The following is a 25,983-nucleotide window of genomic DNA, read 5'->3' as shown; positions in this document are numbered from 1 at the left end:
CTCCGTATCGCATTTCCTAGCCGATAGATGTGGGCTTCCATTGGAGAACGCAATCCCCGATCCTTGCGCGCCTCCGTCGTCACAGACAGAAACGGCGAAACGGCTGCCTGTCAGCCGAAGGCGCCCAGCGGCCAGGACTGGCCGATTCTTCGCGGCACTTTTCATGCTGCCTTTCGTCACGCCATTGAAACGTTGCGATCCGCATGACATCGCCAAAGATGCTCAGCAACTGGATCATGTTTGTGTCTCCTTTGACTCGATTAGACTGCCGCTGGCCTTCGCCTTCAAACGAGTATAATTTCCACTTCGGATAATCCTGGGTTATGCGAATGAAGCGCGGACGCCTGCCGCTGACGGCATTGAGGAGCTTCGAGGCGGCAGGCCGGCATCTGAGCTTCAGTCGGGCCGCCGAGGAGCTTTTCGTCTCGCAGGCGGCGATCAGCCGGCAGATCCGCGAACTCGAGATCTTCCTGCGCCAGCCCTTGTTCGAACGTCACCATCGTCGCGTCGAACTAACCGACACCGGCCGGCGTCTGCTGGATCAGCTCGTCAGAAGTTTTGACGCCATCGACACCTTGCTTGGGGAACTGGTGGAGACGCCGGCGCAGGTCGTGGTTCGCGTCAGCGTTGAACCATCCCTTGCCTCAGTGTGGCTGGTGCCCCGGCTCAACCGGTTTCGCCAATTGCGTCCCGATATCGATATTTCTCTCGAAGTCGATCCAAGGCTGATCGAGTTCCGCAGCGATCAGCCAGAACTTGCCTTGCGCTTCAGCGCGCATGCCAACTCCTGGCCGCGCAGCCAGGCCGAGCGGCTTGCCTCGACGGTCGATTCACCGGTTCTGTCGCCGGCGCTGCTTGCCTCGGGCCCTCCCCTCGAGAGGCCGATAGACCTTGGTCGCTACACGCTTTTGCACGAGGAGAACCGTCAGGGCTGGGCGCGCTGGTTCGAAGCGGCCGGCGTGCCAGCCGACGCCGTGCCCGCGCGCGGTCCGATGCTGGCGGACGCGTCGCTTTCAAAGCAGGCCGCCCTGCTCGGACATGGCGTGGCACTGGGCGATCTCCTGCAGATCGGCGAGGAAATCAAATCCGGCACGCTGGTCAAGCCGTTCGACATCGACGTCGCATCCGGCGCCTATTGGCTGGTGGCCAGAAGCTTGCGCGATCTTTCGGAGCCTGCCGCCGCGTTTGCCGAGTGGGTACGCAGCGAATTTGCCGAAAGCAGACGTGCGCTGTAACCGTCGGCTATCGGGCCTCAGGCCGCTTCTTCGGCGCGCTTCTTCTCGATCTGGCCGATCGCGTCGACCACCGCATCGAAGGTCAGCATGGTCGAGGCATGGCGGGCCTTGTAGTCGCGCACCGGCTCCAGATATTTCAGGTCGGCGAAGCGGCCGCCAGGCGGCGCGCCATTTTCCTTCAGCATCTTCAGCATCGTATCGCGCACCGCACGCAGTTCTTCGGCATTCGCGCCGACGACGTGCTGCGCCATGATCGAGGACGACGCCTGGCCGAGCGCGCAGGCCTTCACGTCATGGGCAAAGTCCGTGACCACGCCATCCTGCATCTTGAGATCGACGGTGACGGTCGAGCCGCACAGCTTGGAATGCGCCTTGGCGGTCGCGTCGGGATGATCGAGGCGGCCGATACGGGCGATATTTCCGGCGAAACCCAGAATTTTCGCATTGTAGACGTCGTTTATCATTATTTTCCAATCCATCGCCGCCAAGCGAACAGCGATTGCCGCTGTCGTGTCTTCCTTTCGCTCGTCATGACCATATATAATGGTGGCAGTCCGGTATCGACAAGACAACGAAAGCCAGTGTCCTTGCCGGGAAGTTCACGCCACTTACGGGGCTGGAAACGGGGCGAGTTTCCGACACCGAAAGGTCGTGGTCCGTTCAACTCGTTCCTCCGTCGAGAGGGACTACGGGAGACGCCTTTATGGATGCAGTCATCAAGAAACTCATGCCCCAATCAGCCTATATGGAGAAGCCGGTTACCGACCGGCCGAGCGAAGCCGAGGTCGAGGCCGCAGTGCGCACGCTTTTGCGCTGGACCGGCGACAATCCAGACCGCGAAGGGCTGGCCGACACGCCCAAGCGCGTGGCCAAGGCCTTTCGCGAAATGTTCGGCGGCTACGATATGTGCCCGGCCGACGAACTCGGCCGCACCTTCGAGGAGGTCGCCGGCTACGACGACCTGGTCATCGTCAAGGACATCACATTCCATTCGCATTGCGAGCACCACATGGTGCCGATCATCGGCAAGGCGCATGTCGGCTATCTGCCGGACGGCAAGGTCGTCGGCCTGTCCAAGATCGCACGCGTGGTCGATATCTTCGCCCATCGCCTGCAGACGCAGGAGGCCCTGACGGCCCAGATCGCCGGCGTCATCCAGGATGTGCTCAATCCGCGCGGCGTCGCCGTGATGATCGAGGCCGAGCACATGTGCATGGCCATGCGCGGCATCCGCAAGCAGGGTTCCACAACGCTGACCTCGACCTTCACCGGTGTCTTCAAGGATACGCCCGAAGAGCAGGTTCGTTTCGTCACCATGGTGCGCGGCGGCGGGGTCTGAATGGCCCTCGCCGGCCACTAAGAACAAGGACCGGCGATGTCGGCACTGGAATTTCCAAAAGCTCCGTCAGACAAGAAAGCGTTGGAGGAAGGCGCGGTGTTTTCACCGCGCTTCGACGCAGCCGGCCTCGTCACCGTCGTCGTCACCGATGCCGAAGACGGCATGCTGTTGATGGTTGCGCACATGAATGCGCAAGCGCTGGCGCTGACGCTGGAAACAGGCATCGCCCACTACTGGTCGCGTTCGCGCAGCGCGCTGTGGAAAAAAGGCGAAACGTCAGGCAATTTCCAGCATGTCGTCGACATGCTCACGGATTGTGACCAGGACGCCATATGGTTGCGCGTCAAAGTGTTGGGCCACGACGCAACCTGTCACACCGGCCGGCGTTCATGCTTTTATCGGACGGTGGGGCTGATCGACGGCAAGGGGACGCTTGCCGACGACGGCAGCAAGCCGCTGTTCGATGCAGAAAACACGTATCGGAAGTCATCAGCTTGAACCTTCTGCCTGACACCAGCGACACAGATTCATCATTTCGATACGGCCCGCCTGTATATTGGCCATGGGACAAGGGAGATCATGATGCTCGAGTGGGCGTCATTGCGTAACAGACCAGATGTCAGGGAGGCCAACGGCCTGTCTTCGTCCGGCGGCGCATCGGAAACACCAAGGAAAACCGGCATTTCGCTCGCCTTGGGTGGAGGTTGCGCCCGCGGCTGGGCGCATATCGGCGTGCTGCGCGCGCTCGACGAAGCCGGCATCGAAGTGTCGATGATCGCCGGCACCTCGATCGGCGCGCTGGTCGGCGGCTGCTATCTCGCGGGCAAACTGGACGAACTGGAAGAATTCGCGCGCAGCCTGACCAAGCGACGCATCTTCGGCCTGCTCGATCTCAACCTGCGCGGCAGCGGCCTGTTCGGCGGCATGAAGCTCGACGCCCGGCTGCGCGAGCACATGGCCGGCATTCGTTTCGAGGACCTGGCCAAGCCGTTCGTCGCAGTCACGTCCGAAATCCGTACCGGCCATGAAATCTGGCTGTCGAGCGGCTCATTGATCACCGCCATGCGCGCCTCCTATGCGCTGCCCGGCGTGTTCGAGCCGGTGGATTGCAACGGCCGCGTGCTGGTCGACGGTGCGCTGGTCAACCCGGTTCCGGTTTCGGTCTGCCGCGCCTATGAGCAGCCACTCGTTGTGGCGGTCAATCTTCACTACGACCTGTTCGGGCGCGCTGCGGTGATAAAACACAGCGCCGGCGAGCTGGTCATCGAAAAGGATGCGCCGAGGCCCGGCCAGATCGACGCCGAGCACCGGTCGCATCAGACCCGGCTCGGCATCACCGGCGTTATGGTCGAGGCCTTCAACATCATCCAGGATCGCATTTCGCGCGCCAGGCTTGCCGGCGATCCACCAGACATGTCGCTGCAGCCAAAGCTCAGCCATATCGGCCTGACCGAGTTCCACCGCGCCGACGAGGCGATCAACCTCGGCTATCAGGCAACGATGGCGCAGATCGGCGAACTGACCCGGCTGCAGTCCGTTCTCGCCTAGGCCTGGCTGCCATTCACCAAAAATTGGTCGGTTCCCGTCACAGCGATGAGACCCGCACCGTCTGCGTTCATCTCGCGACTAACCGATTGCAAAACGCAATTGGTTATGGTCGTCTGGTAAGGATCGAACGGAGGCGCAGATGGCCAGAATAGTCTATTCCATGCTGACATCCTTGGACGGCTATATCGCCGGGCCGGATGGGGAAATTGGCTTGCCCGTACCCGAGACAGGACTGCACCAACACTTCAATGAAATGATGAAACAGACCTCTGTCGTTCTCGCCGGACGGCGGATGTATGAGGTAATGCGCTTCTGGGACAGTCCGGATCGCGAGACCGGCGCCACAGAGGTCGAACGGGATTTTGCCCGTGCATGGCGAGAGACACCGAAGATCGTGTTCTCAACCACACTTGGCCACGTCGGGCACAATGCCCGGCTGGTGAATGGCGATGCCCTGACCACGGTAAGATCTCTCAAATCGCAGACGGATGGCCTCATCATCCTAGGCGGCGCCGATCTTGCCGCCACTCTGGCAAGAGCTGGTCTCATCGACGAATACCGGCTGTACATGCACCCGGTCGTGCTAGGCGGCGGCAAGCCGTATTTTCGTTCTGGCCTATCCCTGACGCTGAAGCCACTCGGCGCGGAAAGTCTTGCCCAGGGCGTGACGCTGACGCGCTACGCACCGGCCAGTTGAGCTGACCTCAGGCAACTACGCGCGCGCCGCATCGGTGATGCGAAACTGAACGGTGCGGTTGCCGTTCCAATGGTTGCCCGACAACGAACCGGCGACGTGGATTGTCTTGCCGCGGTTCTTGAACAGGAATTCGCCGAGTGCGGTATCGACGGCGCGAAAGGCGATCGCCTGGATACGGCCGCCGCTTTCCGATTGCAGCTCGACGCGGATGTGGTTGGTGCCGACCGACCGCGCATCGGCCAGCCGATGACGCGGCAGAGCGAAAACGGGTGCCGCATGTCCGGCACCGAACGGTCCGGCCTTTTCCAGCGCGTCGAGCAGGCCGAGCGTCGCGCCTTCGGCGGCAAGCGCTCCGTCGATCGCCAGGCTTTCCTCCCCTTGCAAGCGAAACACATCGGCCGCCGCCCGCTCTTCGAAAAACGCCCTGAGCTCGCCGAGCTTCGCCCGCTCCACGGTGATGCCCGCCGCCATGCCGTGGCCGCCGCCCTTGACGATCAGCCCGGCATTGGCCGCCTCGCGCACCAGCCGGCCGAGGTCGAAACCCGATACCGAGCGGCCCGAGCCGGTGCCGGTGCCGTTGGCATTGAAGGCAATGGCGAAGGCGGGCCGGCGCGCATGATCCTTCAATCGCGAGGCCAGCAGGCCGACAATGCCAGGATGCCAGTTGTTGCTGGCGGTGACGACGATGGCGGGGCCATTGCCGCCGGCAAGTTCGGCATCGGCTTCGGCGCGCGCCGCCGCGAGCATCTCCTGCTCCATCAGCTGCCGTTCCTGGTTGAGCCGGTCGAGCGTTTCGGCAATGGTGCGCGCCTCGACCGGGTGGTCGGTCGCAAGCAGCCTGCTGCCGAGTGCGGCATCGCCGATGCGTCCGCCGGCATTGATGCGCGGGCCGATCAGGTAGGCCAGATGGAAGGGGCTGATCGGCTCGCCGATACGCGAGACCCGTGCCAGCGCGGCAAGCCCTTCGTTCTTCTGCTGACGCGCCATCTGCAGCCCCTTGACGACGAAAGCGCGGTTGATGCCGGTCAGCGGCACCACGTCACAGACGGTGGCAAGGGCGACGAGATCGAGCAGCGAAAGCAGGTCCGGCGGCGTGGCATCGGCCATGCGGCCACGCAGGATCTTGGCTGTCTGCACAAGCGCGAGGAAGACCACGCCGGCAGCACAGAGATGGCCCTGCCCGGAAAGATCGTCGTCGCGATTGGGATTGACGACAGCGATTGCCGCCGGCAAGGCGCCGCCGACCTGATGGTGGTCGAGCACCACGACATCGGCCCCAGCCTCATTGGCGGCATCGATGGAAACGGCGCTGTTGGTGCCGCAATCGACGGTGACGATCAGTGTTGCGCCACGCGAAACCAGTTCACGCATAGCGTCTGGATTGGGACCATAGCCCTCGAAAATGCGATCCGGGATGTAGATTTCCGACGGCACGGAGAAATGCGTGAGGAACCGTTTCAGCAAGGCTGACGAGGCGGCGCCGTCGACATCATAGTCGCCGAAGATCGCCACCTTTTCCCTGGCCATCACCGCGGCGGCGATGCGCGCCGCGGCCCTGTCCATGTCGGTCAGCGATGCCGGATTCGGCAGAAGGTCGCGGATCGTCGGATCGAGAAATCGCTCGGTCTGCTCGGCGGTGACTCCGCGACCGGCAAGCACGCGCGCGACGATGTCGGGCACGCCGTGGCCTTGCGCGATGGCAAGCGCGGTCATGTCCTGGCGCTCGGTCAGCCGGTGTTCCCAGGAAACGCCTGATACCGACTGCCTGACATCGAGGAAGAGGCGTTTTTCGCCGGTCATACTGTTTGCCGACTCATGGTTGGCCGCAGGATAGTGCATGTCGCCCAAAAGTGTGCAGCGGTTTTGGGACGACGACCTGCATAAACAACAACCTAAAGCGCGTCGCGTGAACGCAACGCGCTTTAGGCCAGAGGCTGGCAAAGCCAAGCGGTTCGCGGTGATGCGCCGTCCCGGGAGATTTCAAGAAAACTACGCTTTCCGCTTTTCAGCCTGACGACGCAGCCACTCGTCGACCGCCTCGCCCATCGTCTTTTCCGCACCGTCCTTGAGCCAGGCCATGAAAGGTCGGTCGAACCTGAACGCATCGCCGCATTCCCGGGTGAGAAAGCGGCGTACGTTCTGGGTGTTGCGATAAGACTTCGTGATCGCGGTGGCGCGCGAAATCGGATCCGCGTGCCAGTCGAATGGTTTCATCGTCAAATCCTTGCAGTCAGCATCGGATGCCCCTGAATGGCTAACAATTGCAAGGTGGCTTCGCAAGCGAGCGTCAGAACTTATCCAGGTCCTGATGGCGGGCCTTGATCTCGCGCACCGTCCGCGACGACGAGCGCAGCACGATCGTGTGGGTGGTGATATAGTTTTGGCCGAACTTGACGCCTGCCAGCATGTTGCCGTCGGTGACGCCGGTGGCCGCGAACAGCACGTCGCCGCGCGCCATGTCTTCGGCCCGATAGACCCGCTTTGGATTGGAAATGCCCATCTTCGCGGCGCGAGCGACCTTTTCCGGCGTGTCGAGGATCAGCCGGCCCTGCATCTGGCCGCCGGTACAGCGCAACGCCGCCGCGGCCAGAACGCCCTCCGGCGCGCCGCCAGTGCCGAGGTAGATGTCGATGCCGGTTTCCTCGGGATCGGTGGTGTGGATGACGCCTGCCACATCGCCGTCGCCGATCAGCCGGATCGCAGCACCCGTGGCGCGCACAGCCTCGATCAGCTTGGTATGGCGTGGCCGGTCGAGGATGCAGGCGGTAATGTCCGAGACGGCGACGCCCTTGGCGCGGGCGAGGCTCGCCATGTTTTCGGCCGGCGTGGCATCGATGTCGATGACGCCGTCGGCATAGCCCGGACCGATGGCGATCTTGTCCATGTAGACATCGGGCGCGAACAGCAGGCTGCCTTTCTCGGCGATGGCGATGACGGCGAGCGCATTGGGCAGGTTCTTGGCGCAGATCGTCGTGCCTTCCAGCGGATCGAGCGCGATATCGACGGCAGGACCTTTGCCCGAGCCGACTTCCTCGCCGATATAGAGCATCGGCGCCTCGTCGCGTTCGCCCTCGCCGATTACCACCGTACCCTTGATGGCGAGCCGGTTGAGTTCCTGGCGCATGGCATCCACGGCGACCTGGTCGGCCGCCATTTCGTCCCCGCGCCCGCGCAGCCTGGCGGCCGCGACGGCGGCCCGTTCGGTGACACGCACCAGCTCCATGGTGAGTATCCGATCAAGACCGGGAACGATATTCTGGGCCACATTCATCTGGTGATTTCCTCGTTGGCAATGCGGCCTCCCGCCGGAGGCGGCCTGTTTTGTCAAACGAGCATGACAACGGCAAGACCTGCAGAAGATTTTATCGAATAACCAGCAATATCAATCGATTAAACAGCATTCCGAAACGAAATCAGCCCGGTCGCAGTGGACCGGACCGGGTTGAAAAAGTGAAAATCGGCGCCCTTAGCGACCTAGAAAACCGCGAGATATTTGAGCAGCGAAATGATGCCGATGATGATGACGATGATCTGCGCGATCTGTCTCGTCCGGGCGTCGAGCGGCAGGCGCTGAACCAGATAGAGAACGAGTATGATGACGAGGAATGTGATCAGGATGCTGATCAAGGCGGATGAAGCCATAGTGCCCTCCTTAAAAATGATCTGCTGAAACAGGGAAATGAGCCGGCAAACCCGGCCTTATCGCGCCGCGGTCAATACCAGCGGCGCGACGTATCGTTCGTCGACTGACCAATGGCGAAACCGGCCATAAAGCCGAGCAAACCGATCACGCCGACCACCGCTGTCGTCGTCCCGGGATTTTCGCGCGCGACTTCGGAGACCGCGTGGGCCTGCGTGCGTAACTGCTGAGCGGTTCGCGACGCGCGGGTCGCGGCCGTGTCGTAGAAGTCAGATGCCTGCTCGCTAGCGTCCAGCATTTCCGCACCGCGCGCCGAAATGCTCTTGTTGATCTTGGTGATCTCCTTGCGCAGTTCGGCAATCTGTTTTTCCAGCGTCTTCTGGATGTCGTCGATATCAGGGGTATCGGATTTGTTGGTATCGGCCATGAAGCGGCTCCCTCTGGTTGCTGACCAAGAGAACGGCGGCGACGCGAATTCGTTCCGGTGGATCGTGGCAACTTGCCATCAACCGACGCGAAGATGCCGGCGGGATTCTTGAGCCCGCGCGGCTATCGGGCGGAAAACTACCCTGCCCGCTCGATGCGGATGACCTGCGGCTTGTCGGTCAGATGGCCGTCCTTGGTGATGCCGTCGACGGCCTTGCGTACGGCAGCCTCGGTCGTCTCGTGGGTAACGAGGATCACCGTCTTTTGCGCCGCCGCTTCGCCGTTGACTGCGTGCTGGACGATCGATTCCAGCGAAATATCGCTGTCGGCCATGCGCTTGGCAATTGCCGCAAACACACCGATACGATCATGCACGGTCAGCCGGATGAAGTAGCCGCCGGCATGGCTGCGCATCTGCGCCTTCTTGTAGGGTTTCAATTCCTTTGCTGGCTGGCCGAAGACCGGACCGTGCTGGAAACCGGGCCGGCTCTTGGCGATGTCGGCGATGTCGCCGATCACAGCCGATGCGGTGGCGTTGCCGCCAGCACCGGGGCCGGACAGCAGCAGCTCGCCCAAAATGTCGGTCTCGATCGCCACCGCATTGGTAACGCCATGAACCTGCGCGATGACCGAGGCGGTCGGCACCATGGTCGGGTGCACGCGCTGCTCGATGCCGCTGTCGGTGCGCTGGGCGACGCCCAGCAGCTTGATCCGGTAACCGAGATCGCCCGCCGCGCGGATGTCGGCCTGGGAGATGTTGGAAATGCCCTCCATGTAGATGTCGTTGGCGGCGATCCTGGTGCCGAAGGCAAGGCTGGTCAGGATCGACAGCTTGTGCGCGGTGTCGTGGCCCTCGATGTCGAAAGTCGGATCGGCCTCGGCATAGCCCAGCCGCTGTGCGTCCTTCAGGCAGGCATCGAACGAGATGCCCTCGGCCTCCATGCGGGTCAGGATATAGTTGCAGGTGCCGTTGAGAATGCCGAAGACGCGGGTGACCGAATTGCCGGCCATCGCCTCGCGCATCGTCTTGATGACGGGGATGCCGCCCGCCACTGCCGCCTCGTAGTTGAGCAGCACGCCGCGCTTCTCGGCGATCTCGGCCAGCGCCACGCCATGCTTGGCAAGCAGCGCCTTGTTGGCGGTGACGACGTGACGACCGGCTTCGAGCGCTGCTTTCACCGACAAGCGCGCCGGCCCCTCGTCGCCGCCGATCAGTTCGACGAACACGTCGATTTCGGCGGTCTGGGCCATCTTGACCGGATCGTCGAACCATTTTGCGGCACTGACATCGACGCCGCGATCGCGCTTCTGGTCGCGCGCCGAGACCGCGGTGACGACGATATCGCGCCCGCACTGCCGGGTCAGTTCCGCCGCTTTGTCGCGCAGTACGCGCGCCACCGACGCGCCGACGGTGCCGAGACCGGCAATTCCAACACGCAATGCTTCAGCCATGTCCGGCGACGTCCCTCAAGTCAGATCGAAATTGTCTGCGGCAAGCTTACCGATGAGCGGAGAGCGGCACGACATTGTTGGGCTGCTTGGCGCTGGTCGCCAGGAAGCGCTTGATGTTGCGCGCCGCCTGGCGGATCCGGTGCTCGTTCTCGACCAGCGCAATGCGTACGTGATCGTCGCCATGTTCGCCGAAGCCGACACCTGGCGCCACCGCCACGTCGGCATGTTCGATGAGCAGCTTGGAGAATTCAAGCGAGCCGAGATGCCGGAACGGCTCCGGAATCGGTGCCCAGGCGAACATCGATGCCGCCGGTGCCGGAATGGTCCAGCCGGCGCGGCCGAAGGCATCGACCATCACGTCGCGGCGCTTGTGGTAGATGTCGCGCACTTCGGCGATGTCGGCGCCGTCGCCGTTGAGCGCGTGTGCCGCCGCCACCTGGATCGGCGTGAAGGCGCCGTAGTCGAGATAGGATTTCACCCTGGTCAGCGCCGAGATCAGCCTCTCGTTGCCGACCGCAAAACCCATGCGCCAGCCCGGCATGGAAAAGGTCTTCGACATTGAGGTGAATTCGACGCAGACGTCGATCGCGCCCGGCACCTGCAGCACCGAAGGCGGCGGATTGCCATCGAAATAAATCTCCGAATAGGCAAGATCGGACAGGATGATGATGTCGTTCTTCTTCGCGAACGCCACCACATCCTTATAGAAATCGAGCGAAGCGACCAGCGCCGTCGGGTTCGATGGATAGTTGAGGATCAGCGCCAGCGGCTTCGGGATCGAATGCTTGACACCGCGCTCGAGCGCCGGGATGAAGCCGTCGTCGGGCTCCACCTGCAACGAGCGGATGACGCCGCCCGACATGATGAAGCCGAAGGCATGGATCGGATAGGTCGGGTTCGGGCACAGGATTACGTCGCCCGGCGCGGTGATCGCCTGCGCCATATTGGCGAAGCCCTCCTTCGAGCCGAGCGTGGCCACCACTTGCGTGTCGGGGTTGAGCTTCACACCGAAGCGGCGGGCATAGTAGCTGGCCTGGGCCCGGCGCAGGCCAGGAATGCCTCGTGACGAGGAATAGCGGTGCGTACGCGGATCGCGCACGACCTCGCACAGTTTGTCGACGATGGCCTTGGGCGTCGGCAGGTCCGGATTGCCCATGCCGAGGTCGATGATGTCGGCGCCGCGCGAACGGGCGCTGGCCTTGAGCCGGTTGACCTGCTCGAAGACGTAAGGCGGAAGCCGGCGAACCTTGTGAAATTCTTCCATGGCAGTTCCAGACAGCAAAGGGGGCCCAGATATCTAAGGTATTGGGCGCGCGCTATATACTTATTTGCAGGTAGGGTCGAGGGCGGGGTCGCATTTGGCTTCGATCTGCTTCAGCGTTTCGTCACCGTGCTTCTTGGCCAGATCCGTAAGCGCCGCCTGATTGGCGACCTGCGGACCGCCGCCTTTTGCCGCCTGCGAATTCTCATCGGCCTTCAATTGGGCAAGCTTGGCGTTCTTCTCGGCTTCGGTGAACTGCGGCGCCGCCACTTGCGGCTTGATGTTGAGGTTCGGAAAAGTACCGGTATCCTTCGGTCCCGCATCCACGGCAATCGGCGTCGGGCCGCTGGTGTTGGTGCTCGAACACCCGGCAATCCCCATGAGGACGATCGCCGCACCGATGCGGCAAAAACGTCCGGCGCCGAAAAAAACAGTCTCGCCAATATTAATCGTCATATTGTTTCCTTGGCAGCCGAGCTAGAGCGAGATTGGACCCGGTCGGATGTCCCATGTTAATATGTCAAGAAAAGGCCTCGGGAGGAACCCCGCCAACCATGTCCAAAACACCCGATTCGGGCAAAGCGGAAGATGACGAGCCTTCGACCGTCGAGCAATATCTGGTGAAGGACCCGGAACGCTTCGCCCTGAACATGGCGCGCATGATCGAGCAGGCCGGCAAGGCCGCTTCCGCCTGGGCCGAGCCGCGCGAAAAAGGCGAGGTGCGCGATCACGTCGCCGAGCCGGTCGTCGACATGGTGAAGACCTTTTCCAAGCTCAGCGAATACTGGCTGTCCGATCCGCAGCGCGCGCTGGAAGCGCAGACGCGGTTGTTCTCCGGCTACATGACTGTCTGGGCCAACGCCATTCAGCGCACCAGCAACGCCGCGGAAGAAACCGAAGACGCCGTCAAGCCGGAGCGCGGCGACAAGCGCTTCCTCGACCCGGAATGGGGCCGCAACGCCTTCTTCGATTTCCTCAAGCAGGCCTATCTCGTCACCTCGCGCTGGGCGGTCGACCTGGTCGAGCACGCCGAAGGTCTGGACGAGCACACCCGCCACAAGGCCGGTTTCTACGTCAAGCAGGTGTCCAACGCCATCTCGCCGTCGAATTTCATCCTGACCAATCCGGAACTGTTTCGCGAAACCATCGCCTCGAACGGCGAGAACCTGGTGCGCGGCATGAAGATGCTGGCCGAGGACATCGCCGCCGGCAAAGGCGACCTGAAGCTGCGCCAAGCCGACTACTCACCCTTCGAGATCGGCAGGAACATCGCCACCACTCCCGGCAAGGTGGTTGGCCGCAGCGATGTCGCCGAGATCATCCAGTACGATCCGGCGACCGAGACGGTGCTCAAGCGACCGCTGCTGATTTGCCCGCCATGGATCAACAAATTCTACATCCTCGATCTGAACCCGCAGAAATCCTTCATCCGCTGGGCGATCGAACAGGGCCATACCGTCTTCGTCATCTCCTGGATCAACCCGGACGAGCGCCACGGCACCAAGGGCTGGGAGGCCTACATCCGCGAGGGACTGCAATATGGCCTCGACACCGTCGAGAAGGCCACTGGCGAACGCGACGTCAATGCGATCGGCTATTGCGTCGGCGGTACGCTTCTGGCGGCGGCACTGGCGCTGATGGCGCGCGAGGGCGACGACCGCATCAAGTCGGCGACCTTCTTCACCACGCAGGTCGACTTCACCCATGCCGGCGACCTGAAAGTCTTCGTCGACGAAGAGCAGGTCGCGGCGGTGGAAAAGTCGATGAGCGAAAAAGGCTATCTCGACGGCACCAAGATGGCGACCGCCTTCAACATGCTGCGGTCCGGCGACCTGATCTGGCCCTATGTCGTCAACAACTACATGCGCGGCAAGGATCCCCTGCCCTTCGACCTGCTCTACTGGAATGCCGATTCGACCCGCATGGGCGCGGCCAATCACTCCTTCTACCTGCGCAACTGCTATCTCGAGAACAACCTCTCGCAAGGCATGATGGAACTGGCGGGTCACACGATTTCGCTCGGAGACATCACCATCCCGGTCTACAACCTCGCCTCCAAGGAAGATCACATCGCGCCGGCACTTTCGGTGTTCCTCGGCTCGAAATATTTCGGCGGCAAGGTCGAGTACGTCATGGCGGGTTCGGGCCATATCGCAGGCGTCGTCAATCCGCCGGCATCCAACAAGTACCAGTACTGGACCGGGGGGGCACCGACGGGCGACTTCGGCCAGTGGATAGCCAAGGCCACCGACCATCCAGGGTCCTGGTGGCCGCACTGGCAAGACTGGATAGAGGCAAAGGACAACACCCGTGTGCCTGCCCGCAAACCCGGCAAGCATATGAAAACCTTGGGGGATGCTCCCGGTACCTATGTGAAGGTGCGTGTGTAACGGACTGTAATGTCTGGTGAGTTGACGCACCGGTAAAAGCGGGCGAAATGGTGTCGTCAACCATCAAGCAGCCGTAATTCGGCAATCACCGCAAAAATACTTTCAGGCTTGCGGATTTGACACAGGTCTCGTTTCCGGATCGGAGACAAAGGTCACCTTGACGCGGCGTATCGGTGCTGCACCAAGGACATACCGACCGGGCATCGAGGGGGAATTTGGCTTTGAAATCAGCAGGATGGAGCCTCGCAAAGGGAGAACGTCGCGCCATCGTGGCAGCGCTGTGCTCCTTACTTCTGGCCTCCTGCACTTCGGCCGGTGACCCGACAATGTCGGTTGGAATGCCCGGCTACAACGCCACTGCATCGGACATAAATGCCGCCTCAGGCGCTGCGCCGACCACCGTCGCCGATTCGTCTGAGGTCACGACCGAGCAGACGACCGTGATGACGGCGAGCGATACGGCGCTCCCCGAGAAGGTCGCCTATGTCCCGATTGCCAAGCCCCCAGCCGCCTTTCCGCTGACCACGCCGGCCGGCGCCGAGACGATTGTCGGACAAACGCCTCAGTCCTTGCAGCAGCAGGCACAGACAGCGCTGCAGAGCGACGCGGTCGCCGAAAAGATCGCTGCCGCCGATGCCGGCGTGAACACGCCGAAGCCGACAGCCGCACCTGCAATGAACAATCCGGTCTATGTGACGGCTGGCGAGATGCCGCAAGCCGACGCACCGAAGAAGAGAGGCTTCCTAGCCTCGATGTTTGGCGCCACACCTGCCTCGGCGACATCCGCACCCCTCATCAACACCCGGTCGGGCGAGCAGCCAGCAGTTCAGGCGAAACCGGCACCAGCAGCGGCAAAGCCGATCATAACGCTCGCCTCCGCCAATTCCGCGGAAAAGCCGGTGCAACTGGCTTCGACCGGTGGCGACACCGGCCACATCACCGGCAGCGACGCCCTGCCCGGCGTGCGCCAGACAGCCCTGTTCGAAATCAAGCGCAAGTCCGGCCTCGACGACGAAAGCGACGTCGACCTCAACGAGGACGAGGGGCCAATCGGCGGCTCCTATCAGGTTGCATCCGCCGCAGGCATGGCCAGGCTGGCGCCCAACGGGCTGCTCAAGCAGAACGAGAGCGTCGATGTGGCCTGCTTGAAGCCGTCGCTGGTCCGCGTGCTGAAGACGATCGAAGGCCACTACGGTCGCAAGATGACGGTGACGTCAGGCTATCGCGACCCAGCCCGCAACCGCCGCGCCAACGGCGCCAAGAATTCGCTGCACATGTATTGCGCCGCCGCCGACATCCAGGTCCCCGGTGTTTCGAAATGGGATCTGGCGAGCTACATCAGAACCATGCCCGGTCGCGGCGGTGTCGGCACTTACTGCCACACAGAATCGGTTCACGTCGATGTCGGCCCCGAGCGCGACTGGAACTGGCGTTGCCGTCGGCGCAGCGGCGGTGGCGACGGCTAGCGGCGCGGACGGTCCGAGGCCTGTTAGCAGCCAAGATCGTTCCGTTGGACCATTCTAAGACATTCGGGATTGGCCGAATCTTTCCCAATTTCGTCATCTCAGAGCGAGGCAGAAGTGAAGCGATTTGCTCCGCCCGTGGATGACGAAGCGATGGGCATCACCGCTGATCATCGAAGCCTGCCAACCCTCGCGAAATCGCTGATTTGGCAGGCTCGAAAAAAGTTGTCCAAGGTGGCACCTGACGGGTTGCCGGTTGCGCGCAACGCCAGTATAAGCCGCTTCGTCTGAGCGCGCCCATCGTCTAGCGGTTAGGACACCGCCCTTTCACGGCGGTAACAGGGGTTCGATTCCCCTTGGGCGTACCAGATACTCAAGCACTTGGTGGAAAACCAACCTCCTTTGACCAATTTCGTTGGCCATGTCGCGGCCCGATCTTCCGCGATCACCCCATAGGCTAACGCGGTCACACAGTTCACAATACTACTACAAGTGGTCGATTCCTCAGGGATGTAGCCGCTCCAAAAGCCCGCCACAGGTCGCTCCCGTGGCGGGTTTTTCAGCGACATGGCACGGCCAAAGCATCCTTGGCTTCAAGTTCTAAGAGAAAGGTCGGGAGAAGTGGCAGCGCCACCACGGTCAGGCAGTGGGTGTTGCGATCCCCTCAAGCGCAATGATCCTGGTGCTGGCGCAACGCTTGCGAATTTCGATAAGGCGGGCGTATTCCGGTGAATTGTACCAGCCCATCAATGACGCCATATCGGGGAATTCGATGATAACCAAACGGTGGGGCTGCCAATCACCTTCCAAAACCTTGGTCGCACCGCCACGACCCAGGTATCGCCCACCGTAACGCGCTTCGGTGGCAGGCACATCCCGCCGGTATTCCTCGAACACGGCAGCGTCTTTTATGTCTACATCCGCGATCAGATAGGCGGCCATCTGTGCCCACTCCTTCCCGACAGCGGCCGAACGGGCGCCCGCCGGTTAAGGCTGCTCCCCTTCAACGCTTCAACTTGGCGTCCTCCAACGCAAAGTCAAAAGCCAGTTACAATCCACGGATTCGAGTTGTATCCGAGGCGCGGCTCTGCCTTTGCGCCGCTGTCTTCCGGTTTGGCAGTTCCGGTCATACTGCAGTCCAGATTTGGAACGGGCTTCTTGCTTGCGGGGTTGGTGGAACACAAGGCGGCGGCGTCACTGACTGCCACCTTCTTCTCCTTCGCAACAGCGACACCGGTTGCAGCGAGCACGATAGCCGCACAAAATATAGCCACTCTCATTGGAACCCCCACAGTGCACACTCCGAGAAATACCCGACATGACGTAGCGTCAGATTTATATTAGCATTAATGAATATATAAGATAGCCCTATGTCGTCGAAAGCCGGCCGGAGTGCCAGGCTTGCGTCACTTGACCGTCAAAAGCCCGGACTCCAGAGCCTAACTCCCGACCAGCGGCACAGTAACGGTTGTCGCGTAGTTGACCGGGAAGTTGCTGAAGTAAGGGAAGTCGATGACGAAGGCATAGGTGGCGGTCAGATGCGCCATGCGGAAGCCACCGCTCGCCGGATCGATAGCGATCGTGACGTTCACACCCTTAAAACCCAGGACCTGCAGTTTCTGCGTGGCGATCGATTGGATGTCGGCCTGGGTCAGCGTGCTCTTAAGCTGCAGCGAGCGTGATGATGTCTCCAACACATAGCGAACGCTGGACACGGAATGCATCGACCAGCCGAAGGCGAAGATCCCGAACAGCAGCATGACGAGGAAAGGCGCGATCAGCGCGAACTCCAACCCGGCCCCGCCCGATCGATCCCGCCTGAACGCGCTTGCCCTAGCGGACACGGATCATCTCCTGATGGCCGATGATACTGGAACCGGAAAAGGCACCGAAGGCGATGGGCGGCACCCAGGTGGCCGATGCCTGGATCTGGACATAGATCGATGGCACCTTCGGCCCACTGCACATGATGGAAGCGTCGACCACGGTCGTCCCGCACATGTATATCCGGCTGAGTGTGACCTGGCCGTCCTCCGGCCGATTCTCCCAGCTCGCAATGGCAACGGCCTTGGTCACCGCGTCATCGGTCGATCCGCTCATGACCAGATTAGCGGCGGTCTTCACGCCGGCGCGCATCGACAGCGAACTCGTCACGTAGGACCAGCCGTCCAGAATACCAAGCAGCACCAGGCATAGGATGGGCAGGACCAGCGCGAACTCGACCGCCGCAACGCCCGCTTCATCGCCAAGGATCGGCATCGATCGGCGCTCCACGAAGCTACTCGGCCAGTGCAACGGACCGCGCGGCTGGAATGTTGGGCACTCCGAGGCTCGAGCAATCCTGATTGATGGTTGAGTTACCGGACCATTGGATCGTATTGGCCACGACCCGGGTGCAGCCGCCATTGCCCGAGAAATTGCCAAGATAGTTTACTTGCTGTTTGGGAAAGTAGATGGCTCCGGTCAGCAGCGAGTCCGCTGTGCCGTTGAATGTGCTGGATGCGCTGATACCGGTCCTGTCGCCGTAGAACAGAACGCCTGAATAAGTCCCCGAAGCCGGCGCGCTGAGCTGCACGGAGGCATTGCCATTCATGCTGACCGTCGAACTGCCCGACATGAAGATGGTCACCCCGCTGCCGGTGATGGCCGCGTTGGCATTTATCTTGAAATTGCCCTGGACGACATAAACGCCCGGCGAGAGCGTGACATTGCCCTTTAGGTTCATGCCGCCGCAATAGGTGCCTGGACTGAGCGTCGCCTTGTTGGCGTTCTGGCAAGGAGTTGAGGATGTCGGAGCTGGCAACCCGGCAAATGGATCGGCGGCAGGCAGTGTCTGGGTGATCGGAGCCGCGCAAACGGTCGTGACGGGGTTGCTGAGGGAGACGCCGCCCGCCGATAGCAGACAATCAGCCTGGAGGCCCGCCGAGCCTTGAAGCTTGATGGCATCCGAGGCGATCGAGTTGGACATGACGGAGCAGCCGATGAGCTTCACGGTGGTGCTGCCGGAAAACAGCACCGCCTGCGAAGCGGATGGATCGAGCGCGAGCATGCAGGCCGAGGAGGCGTCGGTGATGAGGGCCACCGCCCTCGCCTGTTCGGGAACCTGGGCCTGCGTGAAGATCAAGGTGAACATCCGGTCGAGCTTCTGGCCGACGATCACCTCGACCGCTTTCTTCGCCGTATTCGGTCCGGACGCCGGCGGCGTATTGACGATGATCGTGCCCGAACCCAGCCCGTTCGTCGCTGCCGACTGGGTCGCGGCCGCGACGATGGTCGGCTTGTCGGAACCCGAGATCTGTTCAAGCGCGCCGGCATAAGCGGCGGCATCGGCCGTCGCCTGCAATCTCAGGCTGTTGTAGTACCAATAGGAGGTCTCGACACCGAAGCCTGCTGCGCCGACAACAATCGGCAAGGTCAGGGCGAAGATCGTCGCAACATTTGCGCCCGTGCCCCGGCATATACCGTCCGCCATAAGCCGAATTCGGGTGAGGCAACTGAAGGTCATGACATAGATTAGAAAGCACGCATATGTGAATGAATGGCTAAAAAGTTCAGTTCATTTTCGGTCAGCGCTCTATTGTCCTCCAAAAGAAGGGGTTCGTTGGCTGATCGGCGGGCATGGAAGGCAGCAAGACGACCAAAAGGCCCGCATCCCACGCGGACGAAAGCCGGCTATAGTTTACCGTTGGCTAACAGTGCGAATTGCGGAGATGGCGGCAAGTGACCCGCTATGGTGCAGGTTCGGCCGGCTCGCGTTACAACAGGACTTATGCGCGGCAGTTGTGTGCGTCAAGTTCTGCAAAAATGGCGTGGCATCGCGGTGACGTCGGGGTGTCCGTCGCGCAGCCCCCGTGTTTAGCGGAGCGGCGGACACATGACGGTGCTCAGGCGGCCAAGGCCCTCAGGCTCTCCTTCTTGTGCTCGCGCAGATGATCCATGTTCAGATAGCGGGTCGCCTCGAGCCAGTTCTCGTGGATCTCCACCGCCAACGCCCGAACCAGCCGCAGGCAGCTCCGTGGGTTGGGGAAGATGCGAACGACCAGGGTGCGCCGCTTGATCTCCTGGTTCAGCCGCTCCAGCATGTTCGTCGACTTCATGTGCTTGTGGTGAGCTAGCGGCAGCCGATAGAAGCTCAGCGTCTCCTCGATATTGTCTTCCACCCAGTTGACCAGCTTCGGGTATTTGGCCTGCCATTTGGCGATCCACTGCGCCAGGTCGCGTTTGACCTCGGCGAGGTCGCGCCGGTCGTAGAACCATCTGAGTTCCATCAGGCAATCGTCGTCGACCTTGCGCGGCACGTAGTCGAGCGCGTTTCTGAGGAAGTGCACGTAGCAGCGCTGCCAGACCGCTTCGGGCAGCACTTCGCGGATCGCCGCCCTGAGCCCCGGATGGTCGTCGGAGACGACGAACTCGACGCCGGCGAGCCCGCGATTCTTGAGCCCCGTCAGGAACTCGCGCCAGCTCGAATGGCTCTCCCGGTTGGCCAACTCCACGCCCAGAACCTGGCGCCGGCCCTCCCAATCCACGCCGATCGCCACCAGCACCGCCTGGCTGGCGATCACGCCCGCCTCGCGAGCCCGCTCGTAGCGCGCATCCAAAATGAGATACGGATAGCTTTCCTCGAGCCGCTGCGTGAAGAACGCCTTGAGCGCCTCATCCAGCCGCATCGTCGCCTCGCTCACCGTCGAGGCCGAGAAAGAGTGGCCGCACAATTCCTCCGTCACCGCCTTCACCTTGCGGGTCGAGACGCCCTGCACGTACATTTCAACCAGCGCCGACACCAATGCCTTCTCCGAGCGCTGGTAGCGCTCAAACAACTCCGTCGAGAACCGGCCAGCCCGATCCTGCGGAACGCGCAGCTCCAGAACCCCAACCCGCGTCACCAGCTTGCGCTCGTAATAGCCGGACCGGTAACTCGTCCGCTCCGCCGTCCGCTCCCCTTTCTCGGCCCCGATCGCCTCCGTCATCTCGGCTTCAAGAACCTCCTGCACGACAGTCTGCAATGCCTGGCGAAAGCCGTCCTCATCCGACAACAGCAACGCTTTCAACTCGCCTCTGCTCAGTCTAACTTCTCGATTGGTCATGGCACTTCCCCTTCCACGGGAATCGGTGATCGTAACGTCACCACCGTGCCATGGCCGCTCGCCCCTCAGAGCAAGCGCCGTTCTCTCTCCAAAACTTTTTGCAGAACCTTCAGCACACTATCTGCGCGGCAAACCGGTACCAGATCCGGATGCCGAGCCGACCATTCCGTGCCACTCGCCTACCAGCTCACCCTGAACCCGACATTCCCGCCATAGGTCTGCACCCGATCGGCGAATTTGCCGTCGAAGGTAGAGAATACCGATGTGTTGCTGTCCCAGTTCAGCTTGATGCCGGCATTGACGGCGACCGCGTCTTCCGCCGCCGCAAGGCGTAGCCGGTACCGCTCGGAAGATTGGTTCGACCGAGCGGTCCGGCTCGAACCCATGCAGCCGGCCCATAGCCGCGAAATTTTTCTTCAGGCGGAAAGGACTGGCATCGGCTCCGCGACCGTTTCGGCCAACATCTCTCTCTGCACGGCCAGGAAGAACCTGCGCACTTCATCTCCGGCTGCTGTTCTGTCCCTGCCGGATCCGACAATGAGATCGAGTAACTCCGACGCCTTGGCCCTCCAGAACGAGGTGGCGGTCTCGCCATGCAGATTGCCGAGCTTGGCGGCAACCTCTCTGACCAAGAATACCTGACGGTCGATCGGGAATGCACGAACTTTTTCTGGGGACATCTTCCGAACCATGAGACTAACGCAACGAATCAACCATTGCCCAAGCAATGGCGTAGCCGGCAAAGTGGAAACGGAAGCTTAACGGCGCTGAAGTTGACGCGTGCCAGTGCAGTCTTCGGGGACGAACGGGCGCAGCGATACGCTCACGACAACGCCGTGAGTGTTCAAACGCAATCGCTGACGTTGCAATCGGGGCAAGCGAACCGGTGGACGGGGAGCCCTCAGGCCTGCAGCGCCCTCGCCTCACCGCCGCGCTTGCGCGGCGTCATCATATCCCTGGCCATCAGTCCGCTCGCGCGACAAAACGCCATGAACGCCCGGCAGGCATCCTCGGTCCTGACCACGTCCACCGTGGCGCCAAAGCAGGCGTTGAACGCTTTCTGATAGATCGGGCCCTGACGGCGCGCAGGCCAGTCCTGAAGAAAATCGAGCGCCTGTTCGACCCCGTAAATCTCCTCGACTGGCAGGCCGGGCGCGGGTGCGATGCGCACCGGCACCTCGAATTGCAGTCTGTCCATTTCCTATCTCCCGAACTGGCGTCACCGAGGCAACGCCGTTCGTCGTCAAAAAAGTTGCTTTGGTCGGCTTTTGGCTCAGAAATGTGTCGTCACTTGGGTCGCTAGAAAGGAAAGCAAACCGGGCAAAAACCGGCAAGACATCGCCCTATCCAGGACGAATATCCCGGAGCGCGACTGCATTGGGCAGTTCTTCCTTGAACCTTTTGCCCTCAAGTGCCAAATCTGGGGAGATTTTCACGTCGGCTCTCTTGCAGGGCCCTACCGGCTACACGGACAAAATGGTCACCTATCTCGACGCCGCCACGGCACCGCTCAGAAACACCGGACAGATTCGACTCTATGGCGAGGAGGGCTTTGCCGGTATGCGCAAGGCATGCGACCTCACCGCGCGCTGCCTCGACGAACTGGTGCCGATGGTCGAGCCCGGCGTCACCACCGAAACCATCGACCGCTTCGTGTTCGAATTCGGCATGGACCACGGCGCGCTGCCGGCGACTCTCAACTACCGCGGCTACACGAAATCGTCCTGCACCTCGATCAACCATGTCGTCTGCCATGGCATCCCCGACAACAAGCCGCTCAAGGATGGCGACATCGTCAACATCGACGTCACCTATATCCTCGACGGCTGGCACGGTGATTCCTCGCGCATGTATCCGGTCGGCACGATCAAGCGCGCCGCCGAGCGCCTGCTCGAAGTCACCCATGAATGCCTGATGCGCGGCATTGCTGCGATCAGGCCTGGCGCCCGCACCGGCGCCATCGGCGCCGCCATCCAGACCTATGCCGAGGGCGAGCGCTGCTCGGTGGTCCGCGACTTCTGCGGCCACGGCGTCGGCCAGCTTTTCCATGATGCGCCGAACATCCTGCACTATGGCAGCGCCAATGAGGGCGTCGAGATGCGGCCCGGCATGATCTTCACCGTCGAGCCGATGATCAATCTCGGCCGGCCGCACGTGAAGGTCCTGTCGGACGGCTGGACGGCGGTGACGCGGGACCGCTCGCTGTCGGCGCAGTACGAGCACACGATCGGCGTCACCGACACCGGTTGCGAGATTTTCACGCTGTCACCCAAAAAGCTCGACCGCCCGGGCCTGCCAGCTTAAAGCCCGTCGTCTAACGCGGCACGAGGCTGTCTAATGACGGTTGGGCACCGGGACCATTCGGCAGGTCGATGGTGACGACCAGTCCGTTGGGTTGGTTGTCCTGCAATTCGATTCTGCCGCCGTGACCCTGGATGATGTCGGCAACGATCGAGAGGCCCAGGCCGAAGCCATGCTTCGATGCAATGCCGCGCGACGCATCTTCCTTGAAGAATGGTTCGAAAACACGGGAGCGCGCCGTCATCGGAATGCCCGGTCCATCGTCGCCTACCGTGATGTGTGCCGCCATGTCGGTCGCCGTCAACGCGACCGTGACATTGCTGGCGAATTTGACCCCGTTGTCGCACAGATTCGCGATCGCTCGCGCCAGCGCATTGGGCTTGCACCAGCCCGGAAGCCTATCCGGTCCGGAATATGAGACTGGAAACCCGACATCGGAGAATTCGGCACAGACGGTTTGCAGAACGCTGGCAATGTCGGCGCGCTGCAGCTTCTCCGTCGAAACATCACTGCGCAGATAGGTCAGGGTCTCGTCGATCAGGACTTCGATGTGCTGGACATCGGACAGTATCGCGGTTCGGATGGGGCCATCATCCATGCGCTCGGCGCGAAGCCGCAGCCGCGTCAACGGCGTACGCAGATCATGACTAACGCTGCGCAACATGCGCGTGCGGTTTTCGATCATCGTCCGGATACGCGTTCTCATCCTGTTCAGCGCGCGCGTCAGGCCGACCATTTCTACGGAGCCGCGTTCGACGAAAAGCTCGTTGCCATTCTCGATCTCGGCCGAACCGACGGCTGCTGAGATGCGCTTCAACGGGTCCGTCACGGCCCATACAGCAAACAGCCAGATCAGGACGGGCAAGACGACGAAAGCCATGAACCTGTAGAAAGTGACGCGGACGAAGCCTGATGTCAGAAAAGAATCGGGCATGCCGAAATGAGCCAGGACGTCTCGCTCGTCCAGATCGACGACAAACGCGTATCGACCGCCGATCCTTATCCAGCGTCCGTCAATCGCCCCCCTGTCGATTCGGAAAAGCCATTCGATACTTCGCCATTGCAGATAGGAGTGCGGAATGCCGCGGATCTGTTCCTTAGACAGTATCTCGAAATCAAAACCGGCCCGCATAGCCGTTGCCAAAATTGCGCCACGCGCCGCCCCCACTGGCGTTTCGCGCAACAAGGCAGCCACAATGGCAGTCCGTCTGGCGCTATCTTCCGCCACCGGAAGGTCAACGTTCTCTATAAAATTTTCGACGACCGACCCGACGGACATGATCACAATCACCGCGATGAAAATGATTGCCGTGAACTGCCCACGCACGGATTGTGGCAGAAAACGGCGAATGAAGCCCCTCATGCTTCCTCCACCGTCGCCGTGAAGATGTAGCCGCCCAACCGGACAGTCCTGAGAAGCACCGGATCGCGCGCGTCCTTTTCGATCTTCTGGCGGATCCGGCTGATATGAACATCGACGCTTCGTTCGATCGGTCCGGCAAGGCCGGCATGGGTTGCGCCGAGAAGTTCCTCGCGAGAGAGAACCCGGCCCGCATTGCGGCAGAACGCGAGCAGCAGATCGAATTCATGCGTCGTCGTCGCAACCCGCGCGTTGCTCGGATCATGCAATTGTCGGCGTATAGGGTCGAGACGCCAGCCGTTGAAGCGAAGCACCTTCGATCGGTCCCGCTCGTCGGGAGCATAGGCCGTGCGGCGCAGCAACGCCCGTATCCGGGCCGTCAATTCGCGCGCGCTGAATGGTTTCGTCACATAGTCATCCGCACCGATCTCCAGTCCGAAAATACGGTCGATTTCCTCGCCGAGCGCGGTCAGCATCAGGATCGGAACGTTCGTTTTCGCGCGAAGACGGCGGCAGATGCTGAGGCCGTTTTCACCCGGCAGCATGACATCCAGCACGATGAGGTCGAACTTCTGGTTGCGAAGCGCGGCATTCATCTGGACTCCGCTCTCGGCGATTTCCACGATCATGCCGTTGTCGGTGAGTGTTTCACCCAGTATGCGCGCGATCTCGAGATCGTCCTCGACAATGAGGATACGCCAACCTTGCCCCGCCGATTTGGCTTCGGCGCTCAAATCGCTTTGGTGCCGTCGCTGTGCCATGTCGGAGTTTATCTAGCCTGCATTGGCGCCTGGGAAGGCGTCAGAACCGATATCCGACGAGAAGCATCCCTGAAGGCTGGATCTTGTCGACGACAACAGGGCTGTCGGCGGCGTCACCCAAGAGAACGCCGACCCCCGCTTCGCCGCGCACCATCCAGTTCTGGTTGAGCATATATGTGGCGGAAATCGAAAAATCGGCGCGCTTCAAACCCGCGCCGGCGTCATAGCGCGCCAGTCCCGAGCGAGCCGACTGTTCGGGCGTGACGCCGAAATAGGCTTGCATATAATTTTCGTCGGCGAAGACGGCCGACGCGCTGGCGCCGATCAGCAACGATTGGGACAGAGGTTGGGTCACCTCGATCCCCACCTTGCCCAACAGGCCATCGCTGCCGCCGATGGTCTTGTCCAGTTGCGCGAAGATTTCAGCCGGGCCGAACTTCGCCGCGGCCTTCGCGCCGACTGTCGCGCCCATGTCGACATCGCCCAAACCGCGCAGGTGATCGGAGTCGTCTTCCTGGCGGCCCATCTCATAGCCAAGCCGCGCACTCAATGCGAACGGTCCTTGGTCATAGACGGCGATGTTGGCGCCTGTCGGATCGATCGTCACCGTGTCGCGAAATGTTGCCGTGACGAAAGGCACCGGCATGATCTTGAACTCGTCGCTGCCCTCGTATTTGGGGGCGATGATGGCGCCGCCGCCAAGCACGACATGCCAGTCAGCCAGTTTCTGTTCGACGCGCCCAAAACGGGAAGGCTCGGGCGGCGGGCTAAAATCGTCGGAATTGACCGCAATGGCGTCGGCCGCCAGCGCGACCCCCGAATGCGTTGAAAACAGAATTGCCATCGCCGCAAGAGAGGCCCGGCCGGCGAATATTCCAGAATCGATCTTGGCGAACATGCGTGCTCCAGAACAGCGAGGCGGCGAGCCCCTGATGCTCTGACTATTTCAGGTGAAAGTGGCTGCATGCGTGAAGTGATGTTAAGTTTTGTTGCGCAATCGTGGTTTCATCTTGCCGCCGTATAAGA

The 25,983-nt window shown here is 61.6% G+C and carries 30 protein-coding genes and 1 tRNA gene; 10 read left to right on the top strand and 21 right to left on the bottom strand.

Annotation, left to right across the window (positions count from 1 at the left end):
• Nucleotides 1–79 precede the first annotated feature (79 nt).
• Complete coding sequence (locus NKI73_RS06740; protein WP_352628076.1) at nt 80–238, bottom strand: hypothetical protein; 159 nt, start codon at nt 236–238, stop codon at nt 80–82.
• Between the two features lie 91 nt (nt 239–329).
• Here NKI73_RS06740 and NKI73_RS06735 point away from each other — a divergent pair, with 91 nt between their 5' ends.
• Nucleotides 330–1,235, top strand: a complete 906-nt coding sequence (locus tag NKI73_RS06735; RefSeq protein ID WP_352628074.1) for a LysR substrate-binding domain-containing protein — start codon at nt 330–332, stop codon at nt 1,233–1,235.
• A gap of 17 nt (nt 1,236–1,252) precedes the next feature.
• Here NKI73_RS06735 and NKI73_RS06730 read toward each other — a convergent pair whose 3' ends face one another.
• Nucleotides 1,253–1,699 (bottom strand): iron-sulfur cluster assembly scaffold protein, encoded by a 447-nt coding sequence (locus NKI73_RS06730; protein ID WP_352628072.1) that lies wholly within the window; start codon nt 1,697–1,699, stop codon nt 1,253–1,255.
• A gap of 239 nt (nt 1,700–1,938) precedes the next feature.
• Here NKI73_RS06730 and folE point away from each other — a divergent pair, with 239 nt between their 5' ends.
• From folE to NKI73_RS06710, 4 genes are all read left to right on the top strand, one after another.
• Entirely contained in the window at nt 1,939–2,574 is a 636-nt protein-coding gene (gene folE, locus NKI73_RS06725; protein ID WP_352628070.1) for a GTP cyclohydrolase I FolE, read from the top strand.
• Nucleotides 2,575–2,610: 36 nt separating this feature from the next.
• Complete coding sequence (gene hisI / locus NKI73_RS06720; RefSeq protein WP_352628068.1) at nt 2,611–3,072, top strand: phosphoribosyl-AMP cyclohydrolase; 462 nt, start codon at nt 2,611–2,613, stop codon at nt 3,070–3,072.
• 138 nt (nt 3,073–3,210) lie between these two features.
• Entirely contained in the window at nt 3,211–4,122 is a 912-nt protein-coding gene (locus NKI73_RS06715) for a patatin family protein (protein ID WP_502899252.1), read from the top strand.
• A 139-nt stretch (nt 4,123–4,261) separates the two neighbouring features.
• Complete coding sequence (locus NKI73_RS06710; protein ID WP_352628066.1) at nt 4,262–4,819, top strand: dihydrofolate reductase family protein; 558 nt, start codon at nt 4,262–4,264, stop codon at nt 4,817–4,819.
• Between the two features lie 15 nt (nt 4,820–4,834).
• On the opposite strand, the gene recJ is transcribed toward NKI73_RS06710, so the two are convergent.
• The 8 genes from recJ to NKI73_RS06670 all read right to left on the bottom strand — a co-directional run bounded on the left by recJ (nt 4,835) and on the right by NKI73_RS06670 (nt 12,054).
• The gene (gene recJ / locus NKI73_RS06705) at nt 4,835–6,619 is read right to left on the bottom strand and encodes a single-stranded-DNA-specific exonuclease RecJ (protein WP_352628064.1); all 1,785 of its coding nucleotides are present in this window, start codon (nt 6,617–6,619) and stop codon (nt 4,835–4,837) included.
• Nucleotides 6,620–6,808: 189 nt separating this feature from the next.
• Complete coding sequence (locus NKI73_RS06700) at nt 6,809–7,033, bottom strand: DUF6434 domain-containing protein (protein WP_352628062.1); 225 nt, start codon at nt 7,031–7,033, stop codon at nt 6,809–6,811.
• Nucleotides 7,034–7,106: 73 nt separating this feature from the next.
• Nucleotides 7,107–8,090, bottom strand: coding sequence for a class II fructose-bisphosphatase (gene glpX / locus NKI73_RS06695; protein ID WP_352628060.1), 984 nt, complete (start codon nt 8,088–8,090; stop codon nt 7,107–7,109).
• A 203-nt stretch (nt 8,091–8,293) separates the two neighbouring features.
• Entirely contained in the window at nt 8,294–8,461 is a 168-nt protein-coding gene (locus tag NKI73_RS06690) for a Thivi_2564 family membrane protein (RefSeq protein WP_352628058.1), read from the bottom strand.
• 71 nt (nt 8,462–8,532) lie between these two features.
• Nucleotides 8,533–8,886 (bottom strand): hypothetical protein, encoded by a 354-nt coding sequence (locus tag NKI73_RS06685; RefSeq protein WP_352628056.1) that lies wholly within the window; start codon nt 8,884–8,886, stop codon nt 8,533–8,535.
• Between the two features lie 137 nt (nt 8,887–9,023).
• Nucleotides 9,024–10,337, bottom strand: a complete 1,314-nt coding sequence (locus NKI73_RS06680) for a homoserine dehydrogenase (protein ID WP_352628054.1) — start codon at nt 10,335–10,337, stop codon at nt 9,024–9,026.
• 46 nt (nt 10,338–10,383) lie between these two features.
• The gene (locus NKI73_RS06675; RefSeq protein ID WP_352628052.1) at nt 10,384–11,601 is read right to left on the bottom strand and encodes an LL-diaminopimelate aminotransferase; all 1,218 of its coding nucleotides are present in this window, start codon (nt 11,599–11,601) and stop codon (nt 10,384–10,386) included.
• A gap of 60 nt (nt 11,602–11,661) precedes the next feature.
• Entirely contained in the window at nt 11,662–12,054 is a 393-nt protein-coding gene (locus NKI73_RS06670; RefSeq protein WP_352628051.1) for a hypothetical protein, read from the bottom strand.
• A gap of 98 nt (nt 12,055–12,152) precedes the next feature.
• Between NKI73_RS06670 and phaC the strand changes: the two genes are divergently transcribed.
• From phaC to NKI73_RS06650, 4 genes are all read left to right on the top strand, one after another.
• A complete protein-coding gene (gene phaC / locus NKI73_RS06665; RefSeq protein ID WP_352628050.1) occupies nt 12,153–13,988 on the top strand; it encodes a class I poly(R)-hydroxyalkanoic acid synthase in 1,836 nt (611 codons plus the stop codon).
• A 215-nt stretch (nt 13,989–14,203) separates the two neighbouring features.
• Nucleotides 14,204–15,454 (top strand): YcbK family protein, encoded by a 1,251-nt coding sequence (locus NKI73_RS06660; protein ID WP_352628049.1) that lies wholly within the window; start codon nt 14,204–14,206, stop codon nt 15,452–15,454.
• Between the two features lie 69 nt (nt 15,455–15,523).
• A complete protein-coding gene (locus NKI73_RS06655) occupies nt 15,524–15,742 on the top strand; it encodes a hypothetical protein (protein WP_352628048.1) in 219 nt (72 codons plus the stop codon).
• 2 nt (nt 15,743–15,744) lie between these two features.
• Nucleotides 15,745–15,819, top strand: a tRNA-Glu gene (locus tag NKI73_RS06650).
• A gap of 271 nt (nt 15,820–16,090) precedes the next feature.
• Here the strand turns inward: NKI73_RS06650 and NKI73_RS06645 are convergent.
• The 8 genes from NKI73_RS06645 to NKI73_RS06610 all read right to left on the bottom strand — a co-directional run bounded on the left by NKI73_RS06645 (nt 16,091) and on the right by NKI73_RS06610 (nt 21,733).
• The gene (locus tag NKI73_RS06645; protein WP_352628047.1) at nt 16,091–16,393 is read right to left on the bottom strand and encodes a DUF1330 domain-containing protein; all 303 of its coding nucleotides are present in this window, start codon (nt 16,391–16,393) and stop codon (nt 16,091–16,093) included.
• 497 nt (nt 16,394–16,890) lie between these two features.
• Nucleotides 16,891–17,295: a TadE/TadG family type IV pilus assembly protein gene (locus tag NKI73_RS06640; RefSeq protein WP_352628046.1), complete on the bottom strand. Its 405-nt coding sequence runs from the start codon at nt 17,293–17,295 to the stop codon at nt 16,891–16,893.
• Nucleotides 17,285–17,710: a TadE/TadG family type IV pilus assembly protein gene (locus NKI73_RS06635; RefSeq protein WP_352628045.1), complete on the bottom strand. Its 426-nt coding sequence runs from the start codon at nt 17,708–17,710 to the stop codon at nt 17,285–17,287. Before NKI73_RS06635 ends, NKI73_RS06640 begins: the two co-directional genes overlap by 11 nt.
• 19 nt (nt 17,711–17,729) lie before the next feature.
• Nucleotides 17,730–18,956 (bottom strand): pilus assembly protein TadG-related protein, encoded by a 1,227-nt coding sequence (locus NKI73_RS06630; RefSeq protein ID WP_352628044.1) that lies wholly within the window; start codon nt 18,954–18,956, stop codon nt 17,730–17,732.
• 379 nt (nt 18,957–19,335) lie between these two features.
• Nucleotides 19,336–20,535, bottom strand: coding sequence for an IS256 family transposase (locus NKI73_RS06625; protein WP_352628043.1), 1,200 nt, complete (start codon nt 20,533–20,535; stop codon nt 19,336–19,338).
• A 179-nt stretch (nt 20,536–20,714) separates the two neighbouring features.
• Nucleotides 20,715–20,921 (bottom strand): autotransporter outer membrane beta-barrel domain-containing protein, encoded by a 207-nt coding sequence (locus NKI73_RS06620; RefSeq protein ID WP_352628042.1) that lies wholly within the window; start codon nt 20,919–20,921, stop codon nt 20,715–20,717.
• Between the two features lie 30 nt (nt 20,922–20,951).
• Nucleotides 20,952–21,227 (bottom strand): DUF6074 family protein, encoded by a 276-nt coding sequence (locus NKI73_RS06615; RefSeq protein WP_502905643.1) that lies wholly within the window; start codon nt 21,225–21,227, stop codon nt 20,952–20,954.
• 209 nt (nt 21,228–21,436) lie between these two features.
• Entirely contained in the window at nt 21,437–21,733 is a 297-nt protein-coding gene (locus NKI73_RS06610; protein WP_352628041.1) for a DUF982 domain-containing protein, read from the bottom strand.
• Nucleotides 21,734–22,011: 278 nt separating this feature from the next.
• On the opposite strand from NKI73_RS06610, the gene map reads away from it, so the two are divergent.
• Nucleotides 22,012–22,839 carry a type I methionyl aminopeptidase gene (gene map, locus NKI73_RS06605; protein WP_352628040.1) on the top strand — a complete coding sequence of 276 codons (828 nt, stop codon included), beginning with the start codon at nt 22,012–22,014 and terminating at the stop codon, nt 22,837–22,839.
• A gap of 10 nt (nt 22,840–22,849) precedes the next feature.
• Here map and NKI73_RS06600 read toward each other — a convergent pair whose 3' ends face one another.
• The 3 genes from NKI73_RS06600 to NKI73_RS06590 are packed head-to-tail and all read right to left on the bottom strand — an operon-like array spanning nt 22,850 to nt 25,855.
• Nucleotides 22,850–24,199: an ATP-binding protein gene (locus tag NKI73_RS06600; RefSeq protein ID WP_352628039.1), complete on the bottom strand. Its 1,350-nt coding sequence runs from the start codon at nt 24,197–24,199 to the stop codon at nt 22,850–22,852.
• A complete protein-coding gene (locus NKI73_RS06595; RefSeq protein ID WP_352628038.1) occupies nt 24,196–24,957 on the bottom strand; it encodes a response regulator in 762 nt (253 codons plus the stop codon). Before NKI73_RS06595 ends, NKI73_RS06600 begins: the two co-directional genes overlap by 4 nt.
• Nucleotides 24,958–24,997: 40 nt before the next feature.
• Nucleotides 24,998–25,855, bottom strand: coding sequence for a MipA/OmpV family protein (locus NKI73_RS06590; protein WP_352628037.1), 858 nt, complete (start codon nt 25,853–25,855; stop codon nt 24,998–25,000).
• Between the last annotated feature and the right edge of the window lie 128 nt (nt 25,856–25,983).

This window comes from Mesorhizobium sp. M0496, from assembly GCF_040321205.1.
In the GTDB taxonomy this organism is placed as follows: domain Bacteria; phylum Pseudomonadota; class Alphaproteobacteria; order Rhizobiales; family Rhizobiaceae; genus Mesorhizobium.
This window is presented reverse-complemented; position numbering and strand designations above follow the sequence as displayed.